24 protein-coding genes are annotated in these 26,264 nt (G+C 43.6%); 7 read left to right on the top strand and 17 right to left on the bottom strand.

Annotated elements, in window-relative coordinates; genetic code table 11:
- Window positions 1–25 precede the first annotated feature (25 nt).
- The 9 genes from PP181_RS03260 to pdxA form a co-directional block, all read right to left on the bottom strand.
- A complete protein-coding gene (locus PP181_RS03260) occupies window positions 26–643 on the bottom strand; it encodes a hypothetical protein (RefSeq protein WP_154917817.1) in 618 nt (205 codons plus the stop codon).
- A 116-nt stretch (window positions 644–759) separates the two neighbouring features.
- Complete coding sequence (locus tag PP181_RS03255; protein WP_272635962.1) at window positions 760–1,014, bottom strand: hypothetical protein; 255 nt, start codon at window positions 1,012–1,014, stop codon at window positions 760–762.
- 330 nt (window positions 1,015–1,344) lie between these two features.
- Window positions 1,345–3,012: a hypothetical protein gene (locus tag PP181_RS03250; RefSeq protein WP_154917815.1), complete on the bottom strand. Its 1,668-nt coding sequence runs from the start codon at window positions 3,010–3,012 to the stop codon at window positions 1,345–1,347.
- Window positions 3,013–3,465: 453 nt separating this feature from the next.
- Window positions 3,466–4,818 (bottom strand): acetyl-CoA carboxylase biotin carboxylase subunit, encoded by a 1,353-nt coding sequence (gene accC, locus PP181_RS03245; RefSeq protein WP_154917814.1) that lies wholly within the window; start codon window positions 4,816–4,818, stop codon window positions 3,466–3,468.
- Between the two features lie 83 nt (window positions 4,819–4,901).
- Window positions 4,902–5,399 carry an acetyl-CoA carboxylase biotin carboxyl carrier protein gene (gene accB, locus PP181_RS03240; protein ID WP_154917813.1) on the bottom strand — a complete coding sequence of 166 codons (498 nt, stop codon included), beginning with the start codon at window positions 5,397–5,399 and terminating at the stop codon, window positions 4,902–4,904.
- 31 nt (window positions 5,400–5,430) lie between these two features.
- Entirely contained in the window at window positions 5,431–6,423 is a 993-nt protein-coding gene (locus PP181_RS03235) for a beta-ketoacyl-ACP synthase III (protein ID WP_154917812.1), read from the bottom strand.
- A 238-nt stretch (window positions 6,424–6,661) separates the two neighbouring features.
- Window positions 6,662–6,859, bottom strand: coding sequence for a 50S ribosomal protein L32 (gene rpmF / locus PP181_RS03230; protein WP_125221936.1), 198 nt, complete (start codon window positions 6,857–6,859; stop codon window positions 6,662–6,664).
- Window positions 6,860–6,867: 8 nt separating this feature from the next.
- Window positions 6,868–7,398, bottom strand: a complete 531-nt coding sequence (locus tag PP181_RS03225) for a YceD family protein (RefSeq protein WP_154917811.1) — start codon at window positions 7,396–7,398, stop codon at window positions 6,868–6,870.
- A 119-nt stretch (window positions 7,399–7,517) separates the two neighbouring features.
- Window positions 7,518–8,570, bottom strand: coding sequence for a 4-hydroxythreonine-4-phosphate dehydrogenase PdxA (gene pdxA / locus PP181_RS03220; RefSeq protein ID WP_154918519.1), 1,053 nt, complete (start codon window positions 8,568–8,570; stop codon window positions 7,518–7,520).
- Window positions 8,571–8,628: 58 nt separating this feature from the next.
- On the opposite strand from pdxA, the gene PP181_RS03215 reads away from it, so the two are divergent.
- Window positions 8,629–9,219, top strand: a complete 591-nt coding sequence (locus PP181_RS03215; protein WP_138256742.1) for a riboflavin synthase — start codon at window positions 8,629–8,631, stop codon at window positions 9,217–9,219.
- A 58-nt stretch (window positions 9,220–9,277) separates the two neighbouring features.
- Here the strand turns inward: PP181_RS03215 and PP181_RS03210 are convergent, their stop codons facing one another.
- Genes PP181_RS03210 through PP181_RS03195 form a run of 4 tightly spaced genes read right to left on the bottom strand, consistent with a single transcriptional unit; the run spans window position 9,278 to window position 13,107 of the window.
- A complete protein-coding gene (locus tag PP181_RS03210) occupies window positions 9,278–9,652 on the bottom strand; it encodes a DUF2237 family protein (RefSeq protein ID WP_138256741.1) in 375 nt (124 codons plus the stop codon).
- Window positions 9,637–10,206 carry a hypothetical protein gene (locus PP181_RS03205; RefSeq protein ID WP_272635960.1) on the bottom strand — a complete coding sequence of 190 codons (570 nt, stop codon included), beginning with the start codon at window positions 10,204–10,206 and terminating at the stop codon, window positions 9,637–9,639. Before PP181_RS03205 ends, PP181_RS03210 begins: the two co-directional genes overlap by 16 nt.
- Window positions 10,203–11,288 carry an acyltransferase family protein gene (locus PP181_RS03200; protein WP_154917809.1) on the bottom strand — a complete coding sequence of 362 codons (1,086 nt, stop codon included), beginning with the start codon at window positions 11,286–11,288 and terminating at the stop codon, window positions 10,203–10,205. Before PP181_RS03200 ends, PP181_RS03205 begins: the two co-directional genes overlap by 4 nt.
- A 10-nt stretch (window positions 11,289–11,298) precedes the next feature.
- Window positions 11,299–13,107, bottom strand: a complete 1,809-nt coding sequence (locus tag PP181_RS03195; protein ID WP_154917808.1) for a sodium:solute symporter family protein — start codon at window positions 13,105–13,107, stop codon at window positions 11,299–11,301.
- A gap of 255 nt (window positions 13,108–13,362) precedes the next feature.
- Between PP181_RS03195 and PP181_RS03190 the strand changes: the two genes are divergently transcribed.
- Window positions 13,363–14,100 carry a sulfite exporter TauE/SafE family protein gene (locus tag PP181_RS03190; RefSeq protein ID WP_272635959.1) on the top strand — a complete coding sequence of 246 codons (738 nt, stop codon included), beginning with the start codon at window positions 13,363–13,365 and terminating at the stop codon, window positions 14,098–14,100.
- Window positions 14,101–14,198: 98 nt separating this feature from the next.
- Here the strand turns inward: PP181_RS03190 and PP181_RS03185 are convergent, their stop codons facing one another.
- The 4 genes from PP181_RS03185 to PP181_RS03170 form a co-directional block, all read right to left on the bottom strand.
- Window positions 14,199–16,814 carry a M14 family metallopeptidase gene (locus PP181_RS03185; protein WP_272635958.1) on the bottom strand — a complete coding sequence of 872 codons (2,616 nt, stop codon included), beginning with the start codon at window positions 16,812–16,814 and terminating at the stop codon, window positions 14,199–14,201.
- 303 nt (window positions 16,815–17,117) lie between these two features.
- Complete coding sequence (locus tag PP181_RS03180; protein WP_272635957.1) at window positions 17,118–18,431, bottom strand: Gfo/Idh/MocA family protein; 1,314 nt, start codon at window positions 18,429–18,431, stop codon at window positions 17,118–17,120.
- 68 nt (window positions 18,432–18,499) lie between these two features.
- Window positions 18,500–18,799, bottom strand: a complete 300-nt coding sequence (locus tag PP181_RS03175) for a hypothetical protein (RefSeq protein WP_272635956.1) — start codon at window positions 18,797–18,799, stop codon at window positions 18,500–18,502.
- Between the two features lie 47 nt (window positions 18,800–18,846).
- Window positions 18,847–19,422 (bottom strand): formylglycine-generating enzyme family protein, encoded by a 576-nt coding sequence (locus PP181_RS03170; protein WP_272635955.1) that lies wholly within the window; start codon window positions 19,420–19,422, stop codon window positions 18,847–18,849.
- Window positions 19,423–19,611: 189 nt separating this feature from the next.
- On the opposite strand from PP181_RS03170, the gene PP181_RS03165 reads away from it, so the two are divergent.
- The 5 genes from PP181_RS03165 to PP181_RS03145 all read left to right on the top strand — a co-directional run bounded on the left by PP181_RS03165 (window position 19,612) and on the right by PP181_RS03145 (window position 26,186).
- Entirely contained in the window at window positions 19,612–20,913 is a 1,302-nt protein-coding gene (locus PP181_RS03165) for a TolC family protein (RefSeq protein ID WP_272635954.1), read from the top strand.
- 42 nt (window positions 20,914–20,955) lie between these two features.
- Complete coding sequence (locus tag PP181_RS03160) at window positions 20,956–22,038, top strand: efflux RND transporter periplasmic adaptor subunit (RefSeq protein ID WP_272635953.1); 1,083 nt, start codon at window positions 20,956–20,958, stop codon at window positions 22,036–22,038.
- A 123-nt stretch (window positions 22,039–22,161) separates the two neighbouring features.
- Entirely contained in the window at window positions 22,162–25,410 is a 3,249-nt protein-coding gene (locus PP181_RS03155; RefSeq protein ID WP_272635952.1) for an efflux RND transporter permease subunit, read from the top strand.
- Between the two features lie 245 nt (window positions 25,411–25,655).
- Window positions 25,656–25,961, top strand: coding sequence for a hypothetical protein (locus tag PP181_RS03150; protein WP_272635951.1), 306 nt, complete (start codon window positions 25,656–25,658; stop codon window positions 25,959–25,961).
- 18 nt (window positions 25,962–25,979) lie between these two features.
- A complete protein-coding gene (locus PP181_RS03145) occupies window positions 25,980–26,186 on the top strand; it encodes a YgaP family membrane protein (protein ID WP_154917800.1) in 207 nt (68 codons plus the stop codon).
- Window positions 26,187–26,264: the final 78 nt, after the last annotated feature.

Below are 26,264 nucleotides of genomic sequence, written 5' to 3'. Positions count from 1 at the left end.
TCCAGTATTCTCCACTAACATTGTTTCATTCTACTACAACCTCCTCGATTTTAGTTATTTGCTTGGCTTCTATTTTTTTGATTATGTTCGGATATTCAGATAAGAATCTTTTAAGGCTTTTATTTTTATGGAGTGGTTTAGAATTTAATTTCTCAACAATATCCTTAAAGGGTGTCTCTCCCGCTCTTCTTGTAAAAGACAAGGTAATAACATTATTATTCTTGTCTTTTAGGTATTTATAGCGATATTCATTATTCAAGACTTTTGGTAATACACCGTCCATATCTAATAGTCCAGGAAAAACTTCAGTGGCCTCATTTCTATAATAAAGAGTCATATTCGGGCCTAGGATAATTCGTTTGGCCAAGACAAAAAGTTTAGAGTTTATAATTAATGTTTCAAAGAATTCTTTACCCCTTTCATAGCTCTTAATACTATCCACTGCAACTTTTTTTTCATTTCCTTCATTATCTAGGTAAATAATTTTATTAAAACTCCTAAACCTATTTTGTACTTTAATCTGCCCCTTCAACGTGTCTCCTTTTCTTGTGATAATTTTTCCGTCTAAAAATTCGGATTCTTGACTTGCGAGATTAATACAGAAGAATACGACTAAATAGGTAGAAGTGATGAACTCTCTCATAATTATTATTCAACGTTGTATGTATGATTAGTGCGAGTTTTTAGAACGGAAATATTCATTTGATATTTCCGAAAATCCACCTGGAATTGATTTTACATTTTTTTAGCAAACGTTTTCTAACTGCTCATTTTATGCATTCCAACTACGGCCATTCCTAAACCAAGAGCCGGACCATAGGCTAATATAAATTGGTCACCAAGATCTAGAATTCCGAGATAGGTGGTTGTAGTCCCCAGTATACCGCAGGCCATAATAGCCAATCCACCGTAGAACATTTGTTTTCCCTTGCTTCTTGTAATATCGGCAGCAGCCATGTGACTCAAATCACGGTCCACTCGCTTCATAATAATTTCTATGTCCTCAGAATCCATTATTCTCAATTGCAATTCCTTCCGAAAATTGGAATATTCCAAGTGCCCGGACCTAATTTTATCACAATATTCAGTAACATATTCTTTCCTAGATTTTCCCGTTCAATGTCTAGTCCTGAAATATGGCTACAGGTTAAAAATAGATTTACGCTGTTAATTTATATACCATATTAGGTGTTTTGTATTCTAAAGATAATTGATTGCAGGAATTTCCAGTTGGAAATTCCGGCCACAATTAATTATACACCGCTTAAGTTTGCTTCTGAATTTTATTATTGTATAATTAAATGAAGAGAAAAATCTATCAATAAATTCTTCAAACAAAAGAAATCAGTAAAAGAACTTATCACTTTCTATTACCCATTGATTTCCCCTCCTGTTTATAAATTTGGCTTCAACCTTAGGAGTAACTTTTAAAATATTTTCATTCGTTTTTATGACCTTATCCAAATAATCAGGATAACTTGAGATACCATCATAGCTATTAAGTAGTACCCTTTCTATTAAAAGGCTGTTAGAGCTATGTAAACTCCCAAACTCTGAATTCTTTAGATCATCTGGTAATTCTGGTAAGATTATCTTTTCAGTATTCTGGCTATCAAAGAGGTAACTCCAATTGTAAATGGTTCTTTTTCCATTTATAATGGCTTCATCATTTAAATTATTTAAAAAAATCTTGCCAGAAGTATGGCCATCTCCGTTTTTAATAATATCTATTTCTTTTCCATTTTGAATATATTCAAATGACCATACCGGGATATTATAAGATTCTAATGGCACCCCTATTCTATTTGTATAATAGTCTTCCCATTGGTAAATATGACTATATGTTTCAAAAGTTGTGTTTAAAAAATACGGTATAGTATTGACTGTGGGGAATGAGGCATCTATTGCATGGTTTCTTTGCCATAGATAATGAAAAATACCATCCTGAAAATCTTGGGAATTATTATAGCCCAATATGGTCAAATAGCCAAATCTACCATCTCCTTTGCCATCATTGTAAGAAGCATCGAAAATTCTTGACTCTATACCGTCCCTAAGTAAATTATTGAAGTCCAATACAAAATCTGATGATAGTTCTTGTTTATTAAGCCAGATATAAGCGTAATCGTTTTGAGATAAGTTATGATAGGGAACATAGTAATTTGTTATATCTCTATCTTCAAAATTCATTTCAATATTGTCCACAACGAAGGTTTTCGTGTTAGAATAATACCCTACATCATATCCGTAACTTGGAAAAACTGTACCGATATTGATTACATCATCATCTGGGAATCCATTAGTGCTATATTCACTTCTTGACGAAGCACCGTAATATAATATCCCTTTGGGTGAAAATAAAGGTAAATTATTCCTGGTGAGGTCTTTAATTGTAAATAGATTGGTTAATGTATACGTATTATTTATATCTCTAGCTATAGCCGCATAGGTAAGCGAATAAGGCGTCTCTGGAGAAATATCGATTGGTGTTGTTAATTTGAAATTTTGGGATATGGGGTCAATTTTTATTGATGCCAATAATGATCCATCTATAGCTGATGCGAAAAAATAAAAATCGACAAATTGGGGTGGTAAGAAAAAGTTTTCTTTTAAATCCAATTCCAATAGAACTCTATGAAAGCTTATAGGATAATTGTGTTGGGTAATATTACCGTTTGCATCTGTGATTATTAAGGTTAAGATAGTGTCTCCTGCGGGAAAATTATCAGGGTTCAAGTTTATCCCCAATTCTTTGCCATCTTCTACTTGAGCAACAATTTCATCAGCAATTTGAGCTTCTATTTTCGATATTCCAAGCTCATTGTTTTTAATAGATAAGGTGAAATTCACGCTCTCATATATAATGGGATTTTCCAATATATAAGAAATGTCAATGTCTTCATTTTCTAAAACTTCATCTATTATATCTATTTGCTTTTCCGTAGAGGTTTGTTCTTTTTCACAACCTATTATTAGTATGATTAGTGTTAAAAGGTAATATTGTCGCCTCATAATTTTTTATGCTAAAACGGAAATATATATTTAAAATGATTATTAATGTATAATCTTTCTTGTGTTTCAATATTACTGGCAACAATTACATATAATCATTTGATCATATACCCACTGTGCGCCTAAGATAATTAAATCCTTGTTAGGAAAAGTATTACAGGTTTGTGGTTGGTCCGTTTTTGATGATGGTTTGACACAAATCTATTATTGATAATTCTTTAGGAGGTTGGCATTTCGTCTCCCTTCGACTATCCTTCGCTTCCGTTCGACTCTCCCTCGACTCCCTTCGACTCCGCTCAGGGTATACGCTCAGGACAGGCTACTCTGGGAATACGCTTGGGGACAAGCAATCTTCTCAATGCCCGAATGGACTTATTTGGGTCACTGAGCGGAGTCGAAGTGACCAGTTCGCAACAAAAAAAAACTCCAACATTGCTGTTGGAGTTTTACATTTTAATTTTCCTTTGGGGGGTCCATCTTAAAATCATTCATAAAGGCGGTGGTATAGTTCCCCGCCAAATAATCCGGATGGTCCATCAATTGCCTATGGAAGGGTATCGTGGTCTTTATGCCCTCGATCACAAACTCGTCCAAGGCCCTTTTCATCTTATTGATCGCTTCTTCCCGTGTCTGTGCGGTGGTAATCAACTTGGCGATCATGGAATCGTAGTTGGGCGGTATGCTATAGCCACTGTATACGTGCGTATCCATACGAACGCCATGGCCTCCGGGTATGTGCAAGGTAGTAATCTTGCCCGGCGATGGCCTAAAGTTGTTGTAAGGATCCTCCGCATTGATTCTACATTCTATGGAGTGCAGTTTTGGAAAATAGTTCTTTCCGGAAATAGGTACCCCGGCAGCAACCAAAATCTGTTCACGGATCAAATCGTAATCGATGACCTGCTCCGTAATGGGATGCTCTACCTGGATACGGGTGTTCATCTCCATAAAGTAGAATTTACGGTGTTTGTCCACCAAAAACTCTACCGTACCGGCCCCTTCGTATTTGATATATTCCGCTGCCTTTACGGCGGCTTTTCCCATTTCGTCCCGGAGTTTGTCCGTCATAAAAGGGGATGGGGTTTCCTCCGTTAATTTTTGATGGCGACGCTGTACTGAACAGTCACGTTCGGACAGGTGACAGGCCTTGCCATATTGGTCGCCCACCACTTGGATTTCAATATGCCTAGGCTCCTCGATCAGCTTTTCCATATACATCCCTCCGTTCCCAAAGGCCGCCTTGGCCTCTTTTACGGCACTTTCAAAGTGGGCCTCCATTTCGTCCTCGCTCCAAACGGCCCGCATTCCCTTACCACCACCTCCGGCAGTGGCCTTGATCATAACGGGATAGCCCATTTTCTTGGCGGTCTTCTTGGCATCGGCCAGATCCTTCAAGAGTCCGTCCGATCCAGGTACACAGGGTACGCCGGCCGCCTTCATGGTCGCCTTGGCCGTGGCCTTATCGCCCATACGGTCTATTTGTTCCGCAGAGGCCCCAATGAACTTGATATCGTGCTCCGCACATATCTTGGAGAACTTGGAGTTTTCCGAAAGGAAACCATAACCGGGATGAATCGCGTCCGCATTAGTGATTTCTGCCGCCGCAATGATATTCGGTATTTTCAAATAGGATTCGCTACTGGGTGCAGGTCCTATACAAACGGCCTCATCCGCAAAACGCACATGAAGGCTTTCCTCATCGGCCTTGCTGTACACCGCTACCGTTTTTATACCCATTTCCTTACAGGTACGGATAACGCGCAGCGCAATTTCTCCCCTATTTGCAATCAGTATTTTTTTAAACATAACAGTTTCGAATTCCAAACTTCAAATTCCAAATTCCAAAATAGCATTTTTGGTATTTGGCACTCGATGCTTGCGGTTTAACCTTATGATGGATCTACTAAGAACAATGGTTGATCAAACTCCACTGGTGAGGAGTCATCTACCAATACCTTAACAATGGTACCTGCCACTTCAGACTCGATATCGTTGAACAACTTCATGGCCTCGATAACGCAAAGAACGTCACCGGCAGCAATCTTGTCCCCAACTTCCACAAAGGCGGGTTTGTCCGGAGATGGTTTTCTGTAAAAAGTTCCAATAATAGGCGATTTGATCGTAATGTATTTGGAATCGTCCTCTTTCTTTTCCGTTTCCTTGGCAGGGGCCGCAGGAGTAGCAGGTGCTTCTGGCTGCGTTTGTGGGGCAGCGGTAGGTGCTACGGGCGCTTGGGCCATAGGAATGGATTGTACAAATGTAGTTTCGCCACTGCCTGGGCTTCCGGTACGGATGGTGATCTTGATGTCATCCGTCTCCAATTTCACTTCACTAGCTCCCGATTTAGCTACGAATTTAATAAGGCTTTGAATTTCTTTAATATCCATAGTTGTAATTAAATGTTAGTTGGTCTCCCAATTAATAGGCCCACTTTAAATAAATGGATCCCCATGTAAATCCACCACCAAAGGCGGCAAAAACTAAATTATCTCCTTTTTTTAATTTATCCTCGTAATCACTTAACAGCAAAGGAAGGGTTGCCGATGTGGTATTGCCGTACCGTTGTATGTTCATCAATACCTTGGATTGGTCCAGCCCCATTCTATTGGCCGTGGCATCGATGATGCGTTTATTCGCCTGATGCGGTACCAACCAGGATACATCGGTATCCGTAAGGTTGTTACGTTTCATGATGCGCTCCGCTACATCTGCCATATTGGAGACCGCAAACTTGAATACGGTCTTCCCGTCCTGAAATATAAAATGTTTTTTGTCCTTTACGGTCTGTTCCGTTGCGGGCATTAAGGAGCCTCCCCCTTCCATGCCCAAAAACTGACGACCAGAGCCATCGGCCCTAAGATATTCGTCCTTTAGTCCCAATCCCTCCTCATTGGGTTCGAACAGTACGGCACCCGCACCATCCCCAAAGATGATACAAGTCGTACGATCGGTGTAATCTATGATGGAGGACATTTTATCGGCCCCGATCAACAATACTTTTTTATATCGGCCAGATTCTATATACCTGGCGGCAGTGGACATCCCGAACAAAAAGCTGGAACATGCCGCCAAAAGATCATAGGCAAAAGCGTTCTTCGCACCAATTTCCGATGCTACAAAGGCCGCAGTAGAGGCGACCATACTATCCGGTGTGGCGGTGGCCACGATGACCAAATCTATTTCCGCCGGGTCCAGGTTTTTCTTTTGAAGGATCTGTTTAGCCGCCTGGATGGCCAAATAGGAAGAACCTTCCCCTTCCTCTTTTTTTAATATGCGTCGTTCCTTGATTCCCGTTCTGGTAGTAATCCACTCATCATTGGTTTCTACCATTTCTTCCAACATTTTATTGGTGAGGATAAATTGGGGAACATAGCCTCCCACAGCGGTTATGGCTGCTGTAATTTTGGTCATATTTTAATTGCTTTCGTGTGAAAAACTTTCAAAAACACGTCAAAAGTTGTGAAAATTAGTGATTTTCGCCGACTTTTTGTGGCAAAACAACCTGTTTTTGAAAAAATTAATGTGTTTAATACCGATGCACTCTTAAAAAGCCTAAAGCGGATTATTTCGGTAAACATTTGGATTATGGCTAAAAAAAACTCCCGCTTCATATGAAGTGGGAGTCGATAGTCCGTTTATAAAAGGCGCATTATGCCTCTACTTCCTCTGCTTTGTCAATCAAAACCTGGCCTCTGTAGTACAATTTACCCTCGTGCCAGTGGGCCCTATGGTACAAATGCATTTCTCCAGTGGTAGAATCTGTAGCCAATGTAGGTGCAACCGCTTTGTAATGTGTTCTTCTTTTGTCTCTCCTGGTTTTGGATGTCTTTCTTTTAGGATGTGCCATTTGTAACCTTATTTATCCGTTAATAGTTTTTTTAATTCGTCCCAACGGGGATCACTTGCCTCGTTTTCGTTTTTCTTGTCTTTTGGCTGAAGTTCCTGGAGTCGCTCCAAGGCTTCGGATTTCAGCGTACCGTCCTCAATACCTGGATGCACCCTTTTTTGGGGTACGGCCAAGATAATCATCTCATAGATATACTGTGCAACGTTCACCTGATGCTCTCCGTGCGGTAAAATGAGGATTTCGTCGTCTTCATCGTCGTATTCCTCACCAAATTTTACCACGAGCTCCAAGCTCCCTTCTATAGGCTGATCGTAGGGTTCGCTGGTCATATCACAGTCAACGTTCACCGTTCCCGTCGCTTCAAAATCAAGTTCCAACATGGTACTTGTTTTGTTCAGAACAATCGTGAGGTCAACAGCTACTTCATTAAATTCGTCGTAACCAAAAGATTCAAAGAACTTGTTGTCGATTTCATACTTAAAGTCGTGTTTTCCCTGTTTCAACCCTGAAAAAGGAATAGTATACTCCTTTTGCTTCATCACGTACAACTCTTAATATTAAATCCTTACCTTAAAAGGCGGGTGCAAAGATACTATTATTTTGATAACGGGCAATAGTTATCAACTATTTATCTTCATAACTTTTTGGGTGCCAAAAACTAACGTTCACGCTTGAGGCGCTGCTTTTTCAAAACGTTTTCCGTAAGCTTCAAATACTCTGTTCTGTTCCTAAAAATCTTGATGGCCATAAATACGGCTTCCTTGAAGGAACTATGGTCTGCCTGTCCTTTGCCGGCAATTTCATACGCTGTACCGTGATCCGGAGAAGTGCGCACCTTATTGAGTCCAGCCGTAAAATTAACGCCCCTTCCAAAGGAAAGGGTCTTAAAGGGAATCAGTCCCTGGTCGTGATAGGCCGCCAATACGGCATCAAAATTCTTGTAATTATCCGAACCGAAAAAGCTGTCCGCGGAGTAGGGCCCAAAGACCAAATGTCCGTTATTGGCCATTTCTTTTATAACGGGTTTCAATACCTCCTCGTCTTCATTGCCTATCACCCCGTTGTCCCCACTATGCGGATTGATGCCCAAAAGCGCGATTTTGGGTTTCTGGATACCAAAATCCATTTTCAGGGATTTCTCGATCGTATTTACCTTATCCCGAATCAATCTGGGTATAATGGCCGATGCCACATCCTTAACAGCTACATGGTCCGTCAACAGCCCTATCTTGAGGTCGTCCGTAACCATGAACATCAAACTTTCCCCTTCCAGCTCCTGCGCGAGATAATCAGTATGACCGGGAAACTTAAAATCCTCCGCCTGAATGTTGTTCTTGTTGATGGGCGCCGTAACCAGGACATCGATATCGCCATTTTTTAAGGCGGCCACAGCGGCCTTTAGGGACTGGAGGGCGAAATCACCCCCTTCCTTGGTAGCCTGGCCAAATTGTATCTCAGGAACTTGTTTCCATACATTGACAATGTTCAGTTTTCCGTCCACGGCCTTGGAAGCCTCATGAACCCCGTTAAAGGGAATGGAAATGTTCAAAGCCTTTTGCTGGCCCGAAATGGTTTTGTTGGATGCAAAAATGATGGGAGTACAAAAATCGAGCATACGGCTGTCCTCAAAAGTCTTTAGGACCACCTCGCAGCCAATTCCGTTTAAATCCCCAATGGATATCCCCAACTTAATGTTCCCGTTTTCCTCCATTATATCTGTATCTTTGTGAGCTGATTTAGACTTCAAAATTACTTAAATTAAACGACACATGTTTACCGGAATCATTGAAACATTGGGAACAGTAACACATTTGGAATCCAAGGGTGGAAACCTTGATATCACGGTATCTTCCGGCATTACCTCTGAATTAAAAATAGACCAAAGTGTGGCGCATAATGGCGTTTGTTTGACCGTTGTGGAAATATCAGGCAATGCATATAGGGTAACCGCCATTGCAGAGACCTTGAAAAAGACCAATTTAGGCGATTTAAAGGTAGGCGACAGAGTGAATATGGAACGTGCCATGATCATGGGTTCCAGATTGGACGGGCATATCGTCCAGGGACATGTGGACCAAACTGGCGTTTGCACAAACATCCAAGAAGAAAACGGAAGTTGGATATTCTCCTTTGAATATGACCCGGCCACCGGAAACCCTACCATAGAAAAAGGATCCATTACTATTGATGGCACAAGTCTGACAGTAGTGAATTCAGGAACAAACACTTTTAATGTGGCGATAATTCCCTACACCTACGAGCATACGAGATTCAATACCTATAAAGTGGGCACGGTAGTTAATCTTGAATTTGATGTTATAGGGAAGTACGTGGCCAAGTTGATGGGGCAATCGAAGTAACAGGAATCAATTTAGGCAAATTGAAGGAAAACCTATTCAATTGGAAAACTTCATTTCGTTATTGACTTTCTACGGCGTATGCACTAAGAATTTCAAGCGAGGTAAATTTTAGTGCCTTAATATGTGTGGCTTCCAATAGTACCTTGGGTGCCTTTCCTACTTTCTCCGCCTGTAGCCAACGAGAAATGCACAGGCACCATTTATCACCTTCTTGAAGTCCGGGAAAATTCCATTGGGGAATTGGTGTAGATAGATCATTGCCCATGGACTTCGTATATTCCAAAAATTCCTTGGACATTATGGCACAAACCACATGGGTACCCACGTCCTCAACACCTGTTTTACAGAATCCGTCCCTGTAAAAACCGGTCTTGGGTTTATGGCAACAGGCAATCAGTGTTGTACCCAAAACATTTTTTAGCGAGCTTTCCATTCGTTATAAAAATTTACTACCTGATAGGGGAATTTAAATTCCTTGCTTCGGATTTTGTCGGCCAAAGGTGGACAATCGCTAAAAAATTGAATCAACAGGTTCCGTTTTAATCCTAAGAGTCCTTGGTCTGCCCTTACCAATGTAGGGTTATCCCGCTTTTTTAGATACGCGATATCCATTACCATCCCTTCACCTTGTTCCTGCAATTCAAACTTATACAGAGAAACTACTCCCTCTACTTCCAAACGAAGAAACCTGTCCTCTCCGTCCAAATTAAACGATCTGTAAATGGAATCGCCTTTTCTATAGGATTGGATGTTATCTGCTGAATATCGCTTCTTACGCCCGTTGCCCTTAAATTTGATTTTAGCATGAATACCTCCAAACGGACCCATTTTTCGGTCACTAACATTGCCGATTAAAGTGTCTCCTTTCAAGGTGACAACATAACCAGGGAGATACACTTCCTGCGCCTGGATTTCATTTATATTAACTGAAAAAATGAACAGAAACGATAAAAAGTAAGTTTGTCGAACCGGAAGCCGTGAAATCATACTTTGAAAAAAATCTTCCGTTGGTACAACACATATCCCAAAAAGGCGTAAAAGGCCAGAACGGTAAGTCCATATAACAAGGAAGACATTTCCATCGAAATAGCATCATGCACATAGATTTTCTGGAACAACCAACCATGTAGGGACGTGTCGCCCACCTGAATTTGACCCATCACTTTCGCAATGAAGCTGGACAGAAAATAGATGATAATGGCATTGGCCCCGGCATATCTAAAAATACTCCCAAACTTGATTTGTTTAACATCGGTCAAATAATAAATCAAGGCCAAAATCAAATTGGCCCAACCTGCGGTAACCAACACAAAACTACTGGTCCATAAGGCCTTGTTGATAGGAAATACTAAATCCCATAAGTGCCCGATGATCAAAAGACTGCCTCCAATACCCATTAAGAGCGTTGCTTTCTTCTCCTGCTTGGAAACCAGTATCAATCCGGTAAAAATCCCCAGTAGGGAACTGACTATGGAAGGGATGGTGCTCAAAAGTCCTTCGGGGTCATAATCCGGCTTGTAATTATGCGACCCGAATACTTTAACATCCAACCAATTGGCAAAATTGTTAGGAGCCCTTTCCAAGGTTGAGGCAACGCCGTCCACAGACACCAAGGTCATTAACAACCAATATCCTACCAAAAGTCCAATAGCGATACCAACCAAAGTTTTCCATTTAAAATTGATGAAAAGAATAGACGCGAAAAAGAAAACCACACCGATCCGTTGCAATACCCCTGGAAAACGAATATTCTCCCAAGCTTTAAAAAAAGGAAACTCGATGATAAAGGCTCCCAGAAATAGCCCCAAACCTATAAGTTTAAGGGTCCGAACGATAATTTTTTTATAGGTGTTGGAATTCACCTCTTTGTTCCGATATGAAAACACAATGCTTGTTCCCACAATAAACAAAAAGAAGGGAAATACCAGATCGGTTGGGGTATACCCGTGCCACTCGGCATGTCTAAAGGGGGCATATACGTTCGTCCAAGTACCTGGTGTGTTTACTAGAACCATTAACAAGATGGTCGCACCCCTAAAAATATCAACGGAAAGAATTCTGTTTTGCATAAGACTAAAATTAAAGGATGTTATCTTTCATTCTATTCCAAGCCTTTACCAACAGAAAGCCCGTAACCAAGGCAATACCCGTTAAGATGAGGGCACTTGTACTCCTCCCATAAATCCAATAGCCCGTTGCGAACATGATGGAATAGATAAGGACGCAACCTAAAAGCATTGCCGTAATTCCTTGGGGTACGCTCCATTTTTCGTCCTTCGCGATTTGGACTCCGTCCGTTTCTGCTTCCTGGACAATTTTTGCCCAGCCCGGACCCCCAGGCTGAATTTTCTTATAAAAAGAGCGTAGCGTTTCCTTGGATTCCGGTTTGGTCATAAATGTAGTGGCAAGCCAAATGGCCGTGGTAAGCAGTACTACAAATACATACTCGCTCCAACTTGGAAAAACTCCCGTTTCTTCGGCAAAAAGAAATGGTCCGATAGCGGTTGTCTTTAAAAGAATGGAAATAATTCCAGAGGCGAACATGGCGGCGATTTCGCTCCATGCATTGATACGCCACCAAAACCATCGTAATATGAATATGAGCCCGGTCCCGGCACCAAATGTCAAAAGGATGTCAAAAATCTGAAGGGCGTTTTCAAGAGCAAGTGCCAAGGCGGCGCTCAATACCATTAAGATGACCGTTGAAATTCGGCCCACGGCCACCATTTGTTTTTCGGTGGCGTTGGGATTCAATTGTTGTTTGTAAAAATCAAAAACGATGTAGGAAGAACCCCAGTTCAATTGGGTGGAAATGGTACTCATGTACGCGGCGATCAAGGAGGCCAAAACGACCCCCAAAAGACCACTTGGCAACTTCGTCAACATGGCCGAATAGGCCAAATCCTGTCCCAATTTACCTTCATCGATATTGGGAAAGGCCTCTTGGATGCTTGCAATGTCCGGGAAAACGACTAAAGAAGCCAAGGCGACCAAAATCCAAGGCCAAGGTCGTAAGGCATAGTGCATAATGTTAAAGAAGAACGTAGCTCCTATCGCATGATTCTCGTTCTTGGAAGCCAACATTCGTTGTGCGATATACCCGCCTCCACCAGGTTCGGCCCCGGGATACCAGGCGCTCCACCATTGCACCGCCAAGGGTATGATGAGCAACATTATGAGCGCTTTTTTATCGCTAAAATTCGGGAGAATATCAAGTTTCGTTTTTACCAAGTCGTTTGCCATTAAGGCCTCCACACCACCTACTTCGGGGATGTTTACCAAATAATACGCCGCTCCAATGGCACCGGACATGGCAACGAAAAACAAAAGGAAATCGGTATACACTACACCCTTAAAACCCCCAAGTGCACTAAAGGTCACGGTAATCAAGCCCGCTCCCACAACGGTTTCCCATGGTTCAAGTCCCAACATTATACCTCCAATTTTAATGGCGGCCAAGGTAACGGAGGCCATAGTAATAATGTTGAACAAGGCCCCTAAATATACCGCCCTGAATTTGCGCAGGAAGCTTGCCGGTTTACCTCCATACCGCATTTCATAGAACTCCAAGTCCGTATTTACATTGGAACGTCTCCATAATTTGGCATACACAAAGACCGTAAGCAAACCGGTTAATAAGAAGGCCCACCATACCCAGTTTCCTGAAACACCATTGGTACGTACGATATCGGTCACGAGGTTCGGCGTATCGGTTGAAAACGTCGTGGCTACCATGGAAAGCCCAAGTAACCACCAAGGCATGGTACGCCCTGAAAGGAAAAATTCCGAAGAGTCCTTCCCTGATTTTTTGGAGACATAAATCCCTATACCTAGGACAATCGAGAAAAAGACCACTATAAAACTGTAGTCGAGGGTGCTTAATTCCATAGTTTGGTTTTTATACCATTTCAAATTTAAAAATGCACCAATTTACTTGTTCATTTTTCCTATGCCTTCATTTTGGAAATTGCAAAGAACCCGGGCTATTTACAATCTCCAAGGCTTCGGCACAGAAAAAAGCAACGGCGTAAATTTTGGTACATTCCTAAACCAGAAATGGTATTAGTTAGCTACTAAAGATAAAATAATTTAAGATACTTTTGTGATTTGCCCCATAAACCGTTCGGTAATTACTTTCGTACCATGGAAATTTCTTTAACGTCCTGGATTTTGGCCACGCTGGCTGCCTTTGTAATTGGGATGTCCAAAGCCGGAATTAAGGGTATTGCGGTCATTAATGTCACCTTTATGGCCTTGGCCTTTGGTGCCAAGGAATCGACCGGTATGGTGGTTCCCTTACTGATTTTGGCCGATATTTTCGCGGTCATTTATTACAACAGGCATACGCAATGGAGCTACGTATTCAAGGTACTTCCTTGGATGGTATTCGGGTTGATTTTAGGCGTATTCATTGGGAAAGACCTGCCGGAAAGTCTTTTTAGGATCGGGATGGCCGTAATCATCATCATTACCGTATTTATGATGTATTGGTGGGATCGAAAAAAGGTGAAGACCGTTCCCACGCATTGGACGTTTTCGGGTGCCATTGGTACCTTGGCGGGTATCACTACGATGGTTGGAAATTTGGCAGGTGCCTTTTCCAATATTTATTTTTTGGCCATGCGTTTGCCCAAAAATCATTTCATAGGCACGGCAGCTTGGCTGTTTTTGATCGTCAATGTATTAAAGTTGCCATTTCATTTCTTTGTCTGGAAGACCATCACTTGGGAATCCTTGATGCTCAACGTAAAGCTGCTACCAGGAATTTTCTTGGGTTTCTTTGTGGGCATCCGCATCATTAAATTGATAAACGAGGAATTCTTTCGGAAAATGATCTTGGTGCTTACCGCTTTGGGTGCCCTTTTGATTATGGTGGGATAACTACAAAACACCAAATTTCAAGTACAAAATTTAGTGCCCTGATATAAAAAAAGCCTATCATTACATTGACAGGCCTTTACCGTTCTCGTTTGTTTTAACTATTCCGATGCTCCCTCGTACAGCGCATTGAAAATCAGTTTATAAGTGCCCCTGGGCTGTGCCCTGAATTGGGGCCTGAACGCAAACAGGATAACGTCGCCCTCGCCATAGGCCACTTTGACCATGGCGGGTTTTTTAGCGATGTATTTTTCCTCGCCCATGGCCCAGCCACTCATCAACAAGTTTTTTGCGGCATAATTAGCGATTACCTCAACGTCCGGCGCAGGGGCATCGGCAATTTTCTCCTCTCCACCTTCGCCTTTCTTACTTTGTTTGTCGATTGTGAATGCCCGACTCCTATTGAAGGAAACCGCAACGGTATCCTGCATGCCAAATGCCAATGGGTGTTTGGTGTCGATTCCCGTTTTAATCAACGATCCAGGAATGAAGAAATCCTTACTGTCCGCACCTTCTGTGGCATCCTTAAGCGGTAGCCCAAATTGTTCGATGACATAGTTACTGGCTTCGTCAAAAGCCAACAAGGTGCCTCCGTTCTTTACGTATTTACTAAGGGCGACCGTACCTTCCAAACCGATACCTCCCGTAAAATTTTCGGGCATTTCCAAATTGGAATGGCCGTGTAAAATAGAACCGGGTCTTTGCGAAGGAATGATCAGCGCGTCGTATTGAGATAGGTCGACCGTTTGGATATCCCTATCGTGTAAGGTATCCATTGCGAATTCATATTCATCCATGACAAAGCGGGTCCAGCCCTCATCCATATTGGACACCCATGATTTGTAAAGTCCCACTTTGGGCAAGTGGATCTTTGTCAGCCTGATTTCCGGTCTATCCGCAATTCCGATAACTTCCAAACCGTACTGGCCTGCCAATTCGGCAACGGATGCACTGCCCCCAGTAACGATATAGGAACCTGCGGGCAAGGTCGCTTTACCAATCTTCATTTCTTCCTTTGTCCTATAGGCCGTTCCGCCGGCTTTTAAAATTTTGTTGGTGACCAAAACTGACGCATTTGTATTGGCACTCAGGGCAAAACCAAAAGAACCCTTGCCATCCACATCGCCCTCCTTGTAAGTTGCCGCATCCGTGACCTTCTCGGTGCTGGCGTCAAAAGAATCCTTTATTTTATCCACGGTCACGCCCATCTGCATGGGAAGGGTCCAACCGGCCAAATCGTAGGGAGTATCCGGCGGACCCCCTGGGTATTGGAAACGGGTAGGATAGTTCTGTTTTTCCATCAGGTCCAATAAATAAGGCCTAAAGGCCTGTCCGCCATAAATGACATAGGATCCCTTCTCGTATTTCTTATCGCCAACGGTAAAACTCTTGGTCGCCTTTTCAATTTCGATACCGCCTTTAAGGAGCACGTTCACCAAGTTGACCGCTTCAAAATGGTCCCATTGGTCGGTCCCGATGACATAGGCAAATGGTCCTTCGGTTTTGGCCTTTTCAATAGCCGAAGCGCCCATTTTGTAGATGTTGTATAGGTAATTGCTTTTTCTATCGGCAGCAAGGTCCAAAGTCGCCCAGGTAGCCGTTAACATATAATCTACGGCATCCCTAAAATGGGATTCCCCACCTTTCCATGGATCGGGATACATGATATCAGTTCCATCGGTCGGAGTTGTTCCTGCTACGGTTTTGGGCAGTTTTTCAGGATCATAGAAACGTGGGGTGGGGGTGGTGTGACCCGTTTCGGTCAGGATACCGATCATATTGTGGTAGTAGGGTACGGTTCTTCCACCGCCGTTCCAGAACATGGTATAGAAGTTATCCGCAATGGCTCCGGGCATGTTTTCCAAGGAAAAGCGCTTGGACATGGCGGAGCCGACCTCGCTCACCGCGGCGGTAACCGCTGGGTGTATTTTTGGGTTAACCGGATCTGCATAGGGAGGAATGGAGATCTTTGTCCATGAGGGAGAGGATTGGTGGTGATTGTACACAATCTGTGGGTACCATTCATTGTATAAAATTTTGGTCACGTTATAGGTTTCCGGCATGGTGTTCATGAACCAATCCCTGTTATTGTCGTGTCCCATGTAATAGTGGTATAAAATAGGGGGTCGCGAAGTTTCATAGGGTGTTCCCAAATTCTTCTTGTACCAATCCACAACAATGTCCAGCCCATCCGGATTCATTACGGGCATTAAAATGGTGATGACGTTCTCCCTGATCTTTTTCATTTCCGTGGTTTCGGAAGTGGCAAGGGTATAGGCAAGTTCAGAAGTCATTTGTCCATGGGCCAACTCCGTGGAGTGCATGCCTCCATCAACCCATACAATAGCTTTACCTTCTTCGGATAACTGTAAGGCTTCTTCATCAGAAACGCTTACTCGGGCCAGTTTCGCACTGATATCCTTCCACTTGTCCAGGGAAGCCAGGTTCTCTTCGCTCGAAATAAAAAGGATGTACATTTTTCTGCCCAATACGGTGGTGCCGATCTCCTGCATTTTCACCCTATTGGAGGTAGCCGCCAATTTCCCCAGATAATCCTCTATTTGGGCATAATCTGCCAATTTATAATCGTCGCCGACCCTAAAACCGTAAACATCCTTGGGGGAGGGAACATTTTGTGCCATGGTCTGGAAAAAACATGACAGTAACACTACTGCGGTCATAATCATGACCTTGTATCCTGTTGCTTTTGAACTCATTTTTTGAATTAGTTTGATTTTGAGTCAGGAATTTAAGCATTCCTCTGGAAGTATTAAAACCGAAACGCTTGGTTTGCCCTTGTTCTTCCTACTTTTTCCAAATTGGCAATTAATCATTGCGGTTTTTATCGATTTATATATAAAGAAAAGAGGCTGACTAAAAAGTCATTTCTGCTGTCAATTCGAGCGGAGTCGAGAATTATAACTTTCTGGTTTTTAACGCATCTCGACTGCGCTCGATGTGACATATGAATGGAATTGTGACTTTTTGGACAGCCTCTTTGCAAAAAGCTTTTTAATTGATTATAAAACCTTTGTCTTGCCTGGTGTCGGGATTTCGTAGAATCCGTCCGCCTTGGGCATTACCGGTGGTGGGGTATCCCAGGTCATATCATCCGGCACCAATTGGAGCGTGGATTGCATGGCATCCTCCCACTTTATGACTTCCCCACTGTAGGTGGCCATACGGCCCATAATGGCCGTTAAGGTACTTTTGGCACCGTATTCTGCATTATTAAGATCGGTATTTTCGCGAATCGCCTTGAACAACCGGTTATGCTCTTCCTGGTAGGGATTATGCCCGGCAGAATTTTCAAACTTCCCTATTTCGTTCCCTTCCAGATCATATAAGAAGGCCGCAGCGGCATCATTGGTACTAACAAATCCTTTGGTTCCCTGAAATTGTTCCGCTACCCTATTGTACGTACCTGGCTGATGCCTGCACTGACTGGATATGACAGCACCGCTAGGATAGGTGAACTCTACGAAGTGATGGTCAAAAATCTCCCCATGGTCCTTGCCAGTGCGTACCTGTCTTCCTCCCATACCCTGTGCCGAAACGGGAAATTCATCCAAAAACCAGTTGGCCACATCGATATTGTGAATGTGCTGCTCCAAAATATGATCCCCACAGAGCCAATTAAAGTAGTACCAGTTGCGCATTTGATATTCCAGCTCCGTATATTCCGGTAATCTTGGCCGTACCCAAACCCCGGCACTGTTCCAATACACCTGTCCGCCTACCAATTTGCCAACCGCGCCTTTTTTAATTTCCTCCAACGCGGCCAAATAGTTTTCCTGATACCTGCGCTGCAGCCCTACTACCACTTTTAGGTTTTTGTCCTTGGCTTCCCGGGCATACTTTAGTACCTTTTGAATGCCGGGAACATCAGTGGCCACCGGTTTTTCCATAAATACATGCTTTCCATTTTCTACGGAATAAGCGAAATGGGCGGGCCTAAATCCCGGAGGTGTTGCCAAAATGACGACATCCGCAAGGTCAATGGCTCTTTTATAGCCATCAAATCCTACAAATTTGTTTTTCTCCTTTACGCTGAACTTACCGGTATCCTTGTACTTCTCATACAAGTTGTTGTAACTTTCGGTGAGTCTGTCCTCAAAAGCATCGGCCATGGCCACCAGCTCAATATTATCATCTGCCTGAAGTGCTTGGTTCGCTGCACCGGAACCCCTGCCGCCACAACCTACCAGGGCTACTTTCAGTTTCTTTTCGTTAAAAATGTTGAACATTCCTCGTGTTTCCAGTGAAGGTGTCAATACCAATCCCGCGGAGGCCATGGTACTCCTTTTTACAAAATCTCTTCGTGTGTTTTGCATTTTGTTTTGTTGTTTTTATTGATGGTTCTGTTGTTACTTTATCGTGTTATACTTTGGATATGTAAAAATCAGTTGGCTTTTATCCAAAACGTATTGTCCTCTTCTATTTCGGGAACATTCATTGGTCTTACAATTCTAAACCCGACAAAGGCGGCATCCGTATTCCACCATTTGCTTTGGGGAAACTGGGGGTCGCGTACCTTCCATACCAAATCAGACCCCATACGGACCGTTGAACCTACTTCTTCGGCCGTATCCTTAAATGACCCTCCTCGAACCACAGTAGGATACGGTTTTGTAATAGGATGAAATACCTGGTCCTTCGTATAGGCATCCTCAACATATTGGTCCAAGGTCCACTCGGCCACATTGCCATACATGTCATAGAGGCCCCATGGGTTGGGTTTCTTTTGTCCTACTTCGTGATAGCTCTCTCCACTATTTCATCGAACCATGCGTACTCCTCTAGATTTCCGTCATCCTCAAAAAAATAGGGTCCAGCACTTCCGGCCCTTGCAGCATATTCCCATTCGGCCTCTGTAGGCAATCGGTAATATACCCCGGTCAAAGCGGTAAGCCATTTACAGAACTGTGATGCGCCTAGCACGGTTACATTTGCCACTGGCAAGGAACCTTCGGAACCCATGCCCAACCCCATATCCACATAGGGGATGGTTGCTCCGGTAACGGCATCGATTTCAATAGTTTCGTTCTTCATGGCAGCGCCATCCAATTCCCGTTTTAAGAACTCGCGGTAAAGCTCCCAGGTAACCTCCTTGGAGGACATCCAAAAACCATCTACAGAAATCTTCCTTTGTGGATACGCATTTTTGTCTTCCGGATCGGTACTTCCCATTTGGAACGAACCGGAGGGAATCGCAACCATTTCAATTTCCAAATCGCTTCCAGGCAGCTTCTGCGTATAGGCTTTTGGTTCCTGATGTACGTATACCAGCAGCATCATGGTGATTATAAGGGTAGTGATTTTCATATTTGAAATTCCATATGACGTTGGTGCCTAGTAAATATATGAAATCATACTAATTCTTGATTACCAAAGAAATGTCCCATTTAGAAAACGAACAATCAACATCCATTTTCCTGCCATAGGGGTTCGGTAACAAATGTTACTGCACAGCTTGTTTCCCCAATCTAATTTTGTCCAAAATATATTACAACAATGAAATACCTACTAGGATATATTATTCTTTTCTCCTGCTATTTTGGGATAGGTCAAAATACCACGCCCATTACGAAGGAAGAAGTGATGACAAGAGTAAAAGAGGGCAATAACACCCTTAAAATTACCGCGCAAGATGCCCTTGCCGCCAAAGGGGATTACCTACAGACGAATGCGGTTTTATTGCCAAACATAAGTGTTTCCCATACGGGAATCGCCACTACAAATCCCCTGATGGCCTTTGGTTCCAAATTGAACCAGCAGATCCTTACGGCGGCCGACTTCGACCCAACCTTATTGAACGATCCCAGGCAAATAGAGGATTATGCCACTAGGGTAGAAGTACAACAGCCCTTGATTAACTTGGACGGTATGTTTCAACGAAAGGCTGCCAAGGCGAAGTGGACGGCAACCGAACTACAATCGGAACGCACCGGCGACTACATGGCCCTTGAAGTTGAAAAAGCCTATATGCAATTACAACTTGCCTATAAAACGGTGGACGTACTGGAAAAAGCGAAGGAAACGGCTTTGGAAAACCAGCGTATTGCGGAAAACAGCTTTGCCCAAGGATTTTTGCAAAAGTCGGATCTATTGGCCGTTCAGGTACGGGTCACGGAAATAGACAACCAATTGCACTATGCCCAAAGCAATATCCTCAATGCCAGCAACTATTTGTCGGTTCTCATGAACGAGACCGGTACTGCGGTGCTGAAACCGACGGACTCCCTCTCCGTGTCCTATTCGGACATCGATGCAGTATCGCTTTCCGAAAACCGTAAGGATATTTTGGCTATGGATTCCGCTACCGAGGCCTACAAACAAATGCACAAGGCGGATCAAATGTCCTTTCTCCCCAGATTGAATGCCTTTGGCACCTATGAAATGCATGACGATGAAGTCTTTCAGGGCGATGCTGATGGATATTTGTTCGGGGCAGAACTCAAATGGAACCTTTTTGAAGGAAGCAAGCGGTTTGGTAAATCACAGAAAAGCAAGGCCGAATACGACAAGGCCAAACTACAATTGGAGCAATACAAATCTGAAAGTGCGCTGGAACTGAACAGGGCAAAACGAAACTTGGAGAACGCCCAGAATAAGTTAAGGCTTACCCAATTGGCCTTGGAACAGTCCCAAGAATCCCTACGGATCCGTACGAACCGATTTGAGCAGGGCCTGGAAAAAACGACCGACCTGTTATTGGCCGAAACCCAATATTCCCAAAAAACTCTGGAATACTATAGGACCATTTTTGAACACAACTATGCCTTGGCATATGTACAGTTCCTGACAAAAATTTAATAATCAATACAGGTTAATGTAAGACCGAATACAAGAAGAAACATGAAAAATAATCTTTATATATCAGTAATGGCTTTGGCGGCACTCACCATATTTGCCAGTTGTGGAAACGACCAAAAAACAGCTGTGGCAACCAAAGGTGCTGCCATTTCGGTTACCACAAGTACCGTTACACAAAACAGCAATGACCCGTTCCTTACCGTAAGCGGCAAGGTGGAAGCGGCCAGAAGTGCGAACATCAGTACGCGTATGATGGGGTATGTGGATAAAATATACGTACAGGTTGGTGAAAAAGTGACCAACGGGCAGCTCTTGTTGAGCGTGAACAATGCGGATGTATCCGCCAAGTTGGCCCAAGTGAATGCCGGTATTGCCGAGGCAACCGCCGCTTATACCAATGCCGAAAAGGATTATAACCGGTTTACCGCCCTTTTTAAGGAGAACAGTGCTTCCCAAAAGGAACTGGATGACGTTACGGCGCATTATACTATGGCCAAGGCCCGATTGGAGTCGGCCAAACAAATGAAGAACGAGGTCAATGCGCAAATGGGCTATGCCAACATTCGCGCTCCCTTTAGCGGCGTGGTGACCAATAAATTTATCAATACCGGGGATATGGCAAACCCTGGGATGCCCTTATTGGAAGTAGAAGCACCAGGCACCTATCAGGTATTGGCCATGGTACCGGAATCCGAGATTTCCGAAGTAAAGAATGATACCCACGTAACCGTCCTGATTAAGTCCTTGGAGAAAATTGTTAAAGGGACCGTAACCGAGGTAAGTACCTCCTCTAAAAACACGGGAGGCCAGTATATGGTAAAGGTGGTTTTGGAAAAAACGGACATCCCGATGCTATCCGGAATGTATGCCACGGTACAGTTCCCCGTATCCAAAAAGGCATCAAAGGCGGCAGTTATGGTTCCTATCGATGTACTGGTGAAGAACGGTAGCCTCACTGGCATCTATACCGTAAGCGAAAGCAATACCGCCTTGTTGCGATGGTTACGATTGGGAAGGACTTTGGGTGACAAGGTAGAGGTTCTCTCCGGCCTTGCGCACGATGAGGAGTATATTGTTTCTTCCGAAGGAAAACTGTACAACGGAGCAAAATTGGCCATACAATAAAAGGAAACGCGTTAGGGATTGCAGTGGTTACCCCGCACCTGCCTTGGCAGGGAGGAGTAAAAACGGAAAGCCCGCCCGCCTGCCCCATTGGCAGGTGAAAACGCCCAACTAATAAAAAATGAAATGAAGGAAGGTTTAGCTGGCAAGATTGCCAAACTATTTATAGGCAGTAAGTTAACGGTGCTACTGATGATCGTATTTATGGTCATTGGGGTCTATAGCTCCTTTTTGATTCCACGGGAGGAAGAACCGCAGATCGATGTGCCCATGGCCGATATTTTTGTGGGATACCCTGGGGCAAGCCCAACCGAAGTAGAGTCCAGGGTTATAAAACCCTTGGAACAACTCATCAGTAACATTAAGGGGGTGGAATATGTGTATTCCACGTCCATGAAGGAACAAGGGATGGTCATCGTACAATTCTATGTGGGCGAGGATATTGAGCGCTCTTTCGTAAAACTATACAACGAGATCAACAAGCACATGGACCAGATGCCACAGGGGGTGACTTTTCCCTTGGTAAAGACCCGTGCCATTGATGACGTGCCCATGTTGGGGTTGACCCTTTGGAGCGAAAACTATAGCGGCTATCAATTGGGGCAAATGGCCCAGGAGCTGGAAGCGGAAATCAAAAAAGTCAACGATGTGGCGGTGACCCATAAAATTGGGGGGCAAAACCGACAATTACGCGTGGTTCTGGACAAGGATAAATTGGCCGCCAGTGGGCTGGATTTCCTAAGTGTTTCCGAAATGATAAAAGGCAACAACGCCCAACTGAATTCGGGTAGTTTTGACCGAAACGATACCGAATTTTTAGTGAGTACCGGAAAGTTTTTGGAATCGGTAACCGATGTGGAAAATTTGGTCGTGGGCGTACAACAGAATAGACCGGTCTACCTCAAACAGGTGGCAGAAATCATCGATGGTCCGGAGATACCCCAAAATTACGTGAGCCTGGGCTTTGGCCAGGCCAGTGAAAAAGCTTCGGAATATCCATCTGAATATCCTGCCGTGACCCTATCCGTAGCCAAAAGGAAAGGAGCGGATGCCATGAAAATTGCGGAAGTGATCGTGGATAAGGTGGACCACCTGAGGACCACCCTAATTCCCGATGATGTGCATGTGGAAATCACCCGAAACTACGGGGAAACGGCTTCCCATAAGGTGTCTGAACTTCTCTTGCACCTTATCGGATCCATCATTGCCGTGACCTTTGTGGTCATGCTGGCCATGGGATGGCGCGGTGGCTTGGTGGTTTTTCTATCGGTGCCCATTACTTTCGCCTTGACCTTATTGAGCTACTACATGCTGGATTATACATTGAACCGAATCACCCTTTTCGCCTTGGTGTTCGTAACAGGTATCGTGGTGGACGACTCCATCATCATAGCGGAGAATATGCACCGCCACTTCAAGATGAAACGGCTGCCTTTTAAACAGGCCGCGCTCTATGCCATAAACGAAGTGGGCAACCCTACCATTTTGGCTACGTTCACCGTAATCGCATCCGTATTGCCCATGGCATTTGTGTCTGGATTGATGGGCCCTTATATGGCCCCAATGCCCATTGGTGCATCCATTGCCATGATCTTGTCGCTCTTTGTGGCCTTGACCATCACCCCATATTTGGGATATATTTTCTTGCGGGAAAAGGAGAAAAAGGAAACCGTGGAGAAAAAGGAAAAACCGTTGGAGGACACGTTGATCTATAAGTTCTATGACAAGTTTGAGCGTCCGTTGATAGAGAACAAGGGGAAACGTTGGATGTTCCTTGGTTTCACCTTCTTCTTGCTTATCGGGACCATGTTGCTGTTCTTTACAAAATCGGTAGCGGTTAAAATGTTGCCTTTTGATAACAAGAATGAATTTCAGGTTGTCATCGATATGCCAGAAGGTACCACATTGGAACGTACCGGAGTCGTAGCCCAGGAAATTTCCCAATACCTGGCCACCAGGCCAGAAGTGGTAAACTATCAAAATTATGTAGGTACTTCCGCCCCCATTACCTTCAACGGTTTGGTACGGCACTACGATCTTCGTGGCGGTAGCAATATGGCAGACATTCAGGTAAACCTCATCGACAAGGGCGAACGAAGTGCCCAAAGCCATGATATTGCCAAATTGCTTCGACCTGAAATACAACGCATCGCCTCAAAATACAATGCCAATGTAAAGGTGGTAGAGGTACCACCAGGACCCCCTGTACTTTCAACCATCGTGGCGGAAGTATACGGTCCGGACTACGATACCCAAATGCAAATTGCGGATAATGTTCAGGATATCTTGAAAAACACTCAAGATGTGGTAGATATCGATTGGATGGTAGAATCGGATCAAACAGAGTATCAGTTTGTCATAGATCGGGAAAAAGCCATGTTGTATGGGGTGGCCCCACAACAGATAGCCTATACCATGAATATGGCATTGAGCAATAGACCTATTGCGAATCTATATGATGAGAACGCCGTTCAGCAGGTGGGATTGGTATTGGCCTTGGATGAAAAGGAGAAATCTACCATAACGGACATTGCCCAGTTGAAGTTAAAGTCCCAACAAGGGAATATGGTCCCCATTGGCGATCTGGTCGATATACAGCCCGTCACCAGCGCAAAGAGTATCTACCGAAAGAACCAGAAACGCGTGGTGTATGTAATGGCGGATATGGCCGGCGAGTTAGAGAGTCCAGCCTACGCTATTTTGGGTATGGAAGAGAAGTTGAAAGAAATACCGCTACCACAAGGCTATGAAATGAACGAGATGTACTTGGGACAGCCTGAATATGAAGATGATTTTACCGTGAAATGGGACGGTGAGTGGCAGATTACTTTGGAAGTATTTCGCGATTTGGGCATTGCCTTTATGGGGGCCATTATTCTCATCTATATTTTGATCGTGGGATGGTTCCAGAACTTTAAAGCGCCCGTGGTCATGATGGTAGCGATACCCTTATCCTTGATCGGGATTATCCTAGGGCATTGGTTAATGGGTGCCTTCTTTACCGCGACTTCTTTTATTGGGATGATTGCCTTGGCAGGTATCATGGTACGGAACTCGGTCTTGTTAATCGATTTTATCAACCTGCGTTTGGCTGAGGGAGTGTCCTTAAAACAGGCGGCCATTGAAGCTGGGGCCGTACGTACTACGCCCATCCTATTGACAGCAGGAACGGTGGTTATCGGGGCATTTGTCATCCTTTTTGACCCTATTTTCCAAGGCCTGGCCATCTCCCTCATGGGAGGAACCATTGTCTCTACCGTATTGACATTACTGGTAGTCCCCTTGGTATATTACATGATCGAAAAGAAGAATTATCCGGAAAGCTCCCTTACCCCCGAAGGAGGAACAACGGATGATGAGATTGACAGTATTTGATTTTCAGGGATTGGATGGTGCTTCAACTTCCAGAACGAGTGAAACCATGTAGCTGATATTAATTGGTTATAGGAAGCTGAAATGAAAACAATTGGACTTGAACTTGACATTTGAGCTTGAACTTGAAATTTGAATTTGAACTTGAATTTTAACCGTATGAAATGAGCCATAACAAGTCTTGATACCAACCTTGATGGTTATTGGCGAATTGCATCTGACCTTTTATTAATATTAAATATAAACAGATGAAACTATTGATCGTCACCGTAGTGGAGGAGTTCGATACCGAAATCCTTCAAATGTTTAAAAAAGCACATATCGATAGCTATAGCGGCTCCGATATTGACGGCTATAAAAATGTTGCGCCCATGGTACGAACCGCCAGTTGGTTCCCCAGCAAAAAAGGCGGTGTGGAGTCCAGCCTTTTCTTCTCCTTTACGGAGGATGAAAATATCGACCAGCTTTTCGGCCTCATTAAGGAATTCAACAGTAAGATGGAAACCAATAACCCAATTAAAGCTGTTGTGGTCCCCATTGAAAAATCAATTTAAAAACTAAATCCAAAAACTATGATCAACAGATATATTCGTGCAATTGCCGGTACTTTTATCATCATTAGCGTACTATTGGCTCTCTATGTTAACATTAATTGGTTATGGTTCACCGTATTCGTTGGAGCCAACTTGTTGCAATCCTCTTTTACCAAATGGTGCTTGATGGAAGATATCCTTAGAAAAATTGGTGTCAAGGATACCGATAAAGGATGTGAGGCCTAAACTAAATAGTTGCCAACTAACTTCTTCTACACAAAAAAAGCTCCCCACCCGGTTCTGGGAGGGGCGTTCCGGAAGAGA

It is taken from the genome of Maribacter sp. PR66, from assembly GCF_028464205.1.
Lineage (GTDB): Bacteria > Bacteroidota > Bacteroidia > Flavobacteriales > Flavobacteriaceae > Maribacter > Maribacter flavus.
This window is presented reverse-complemented; position numbering and strand designations above follow the sequence as displayed.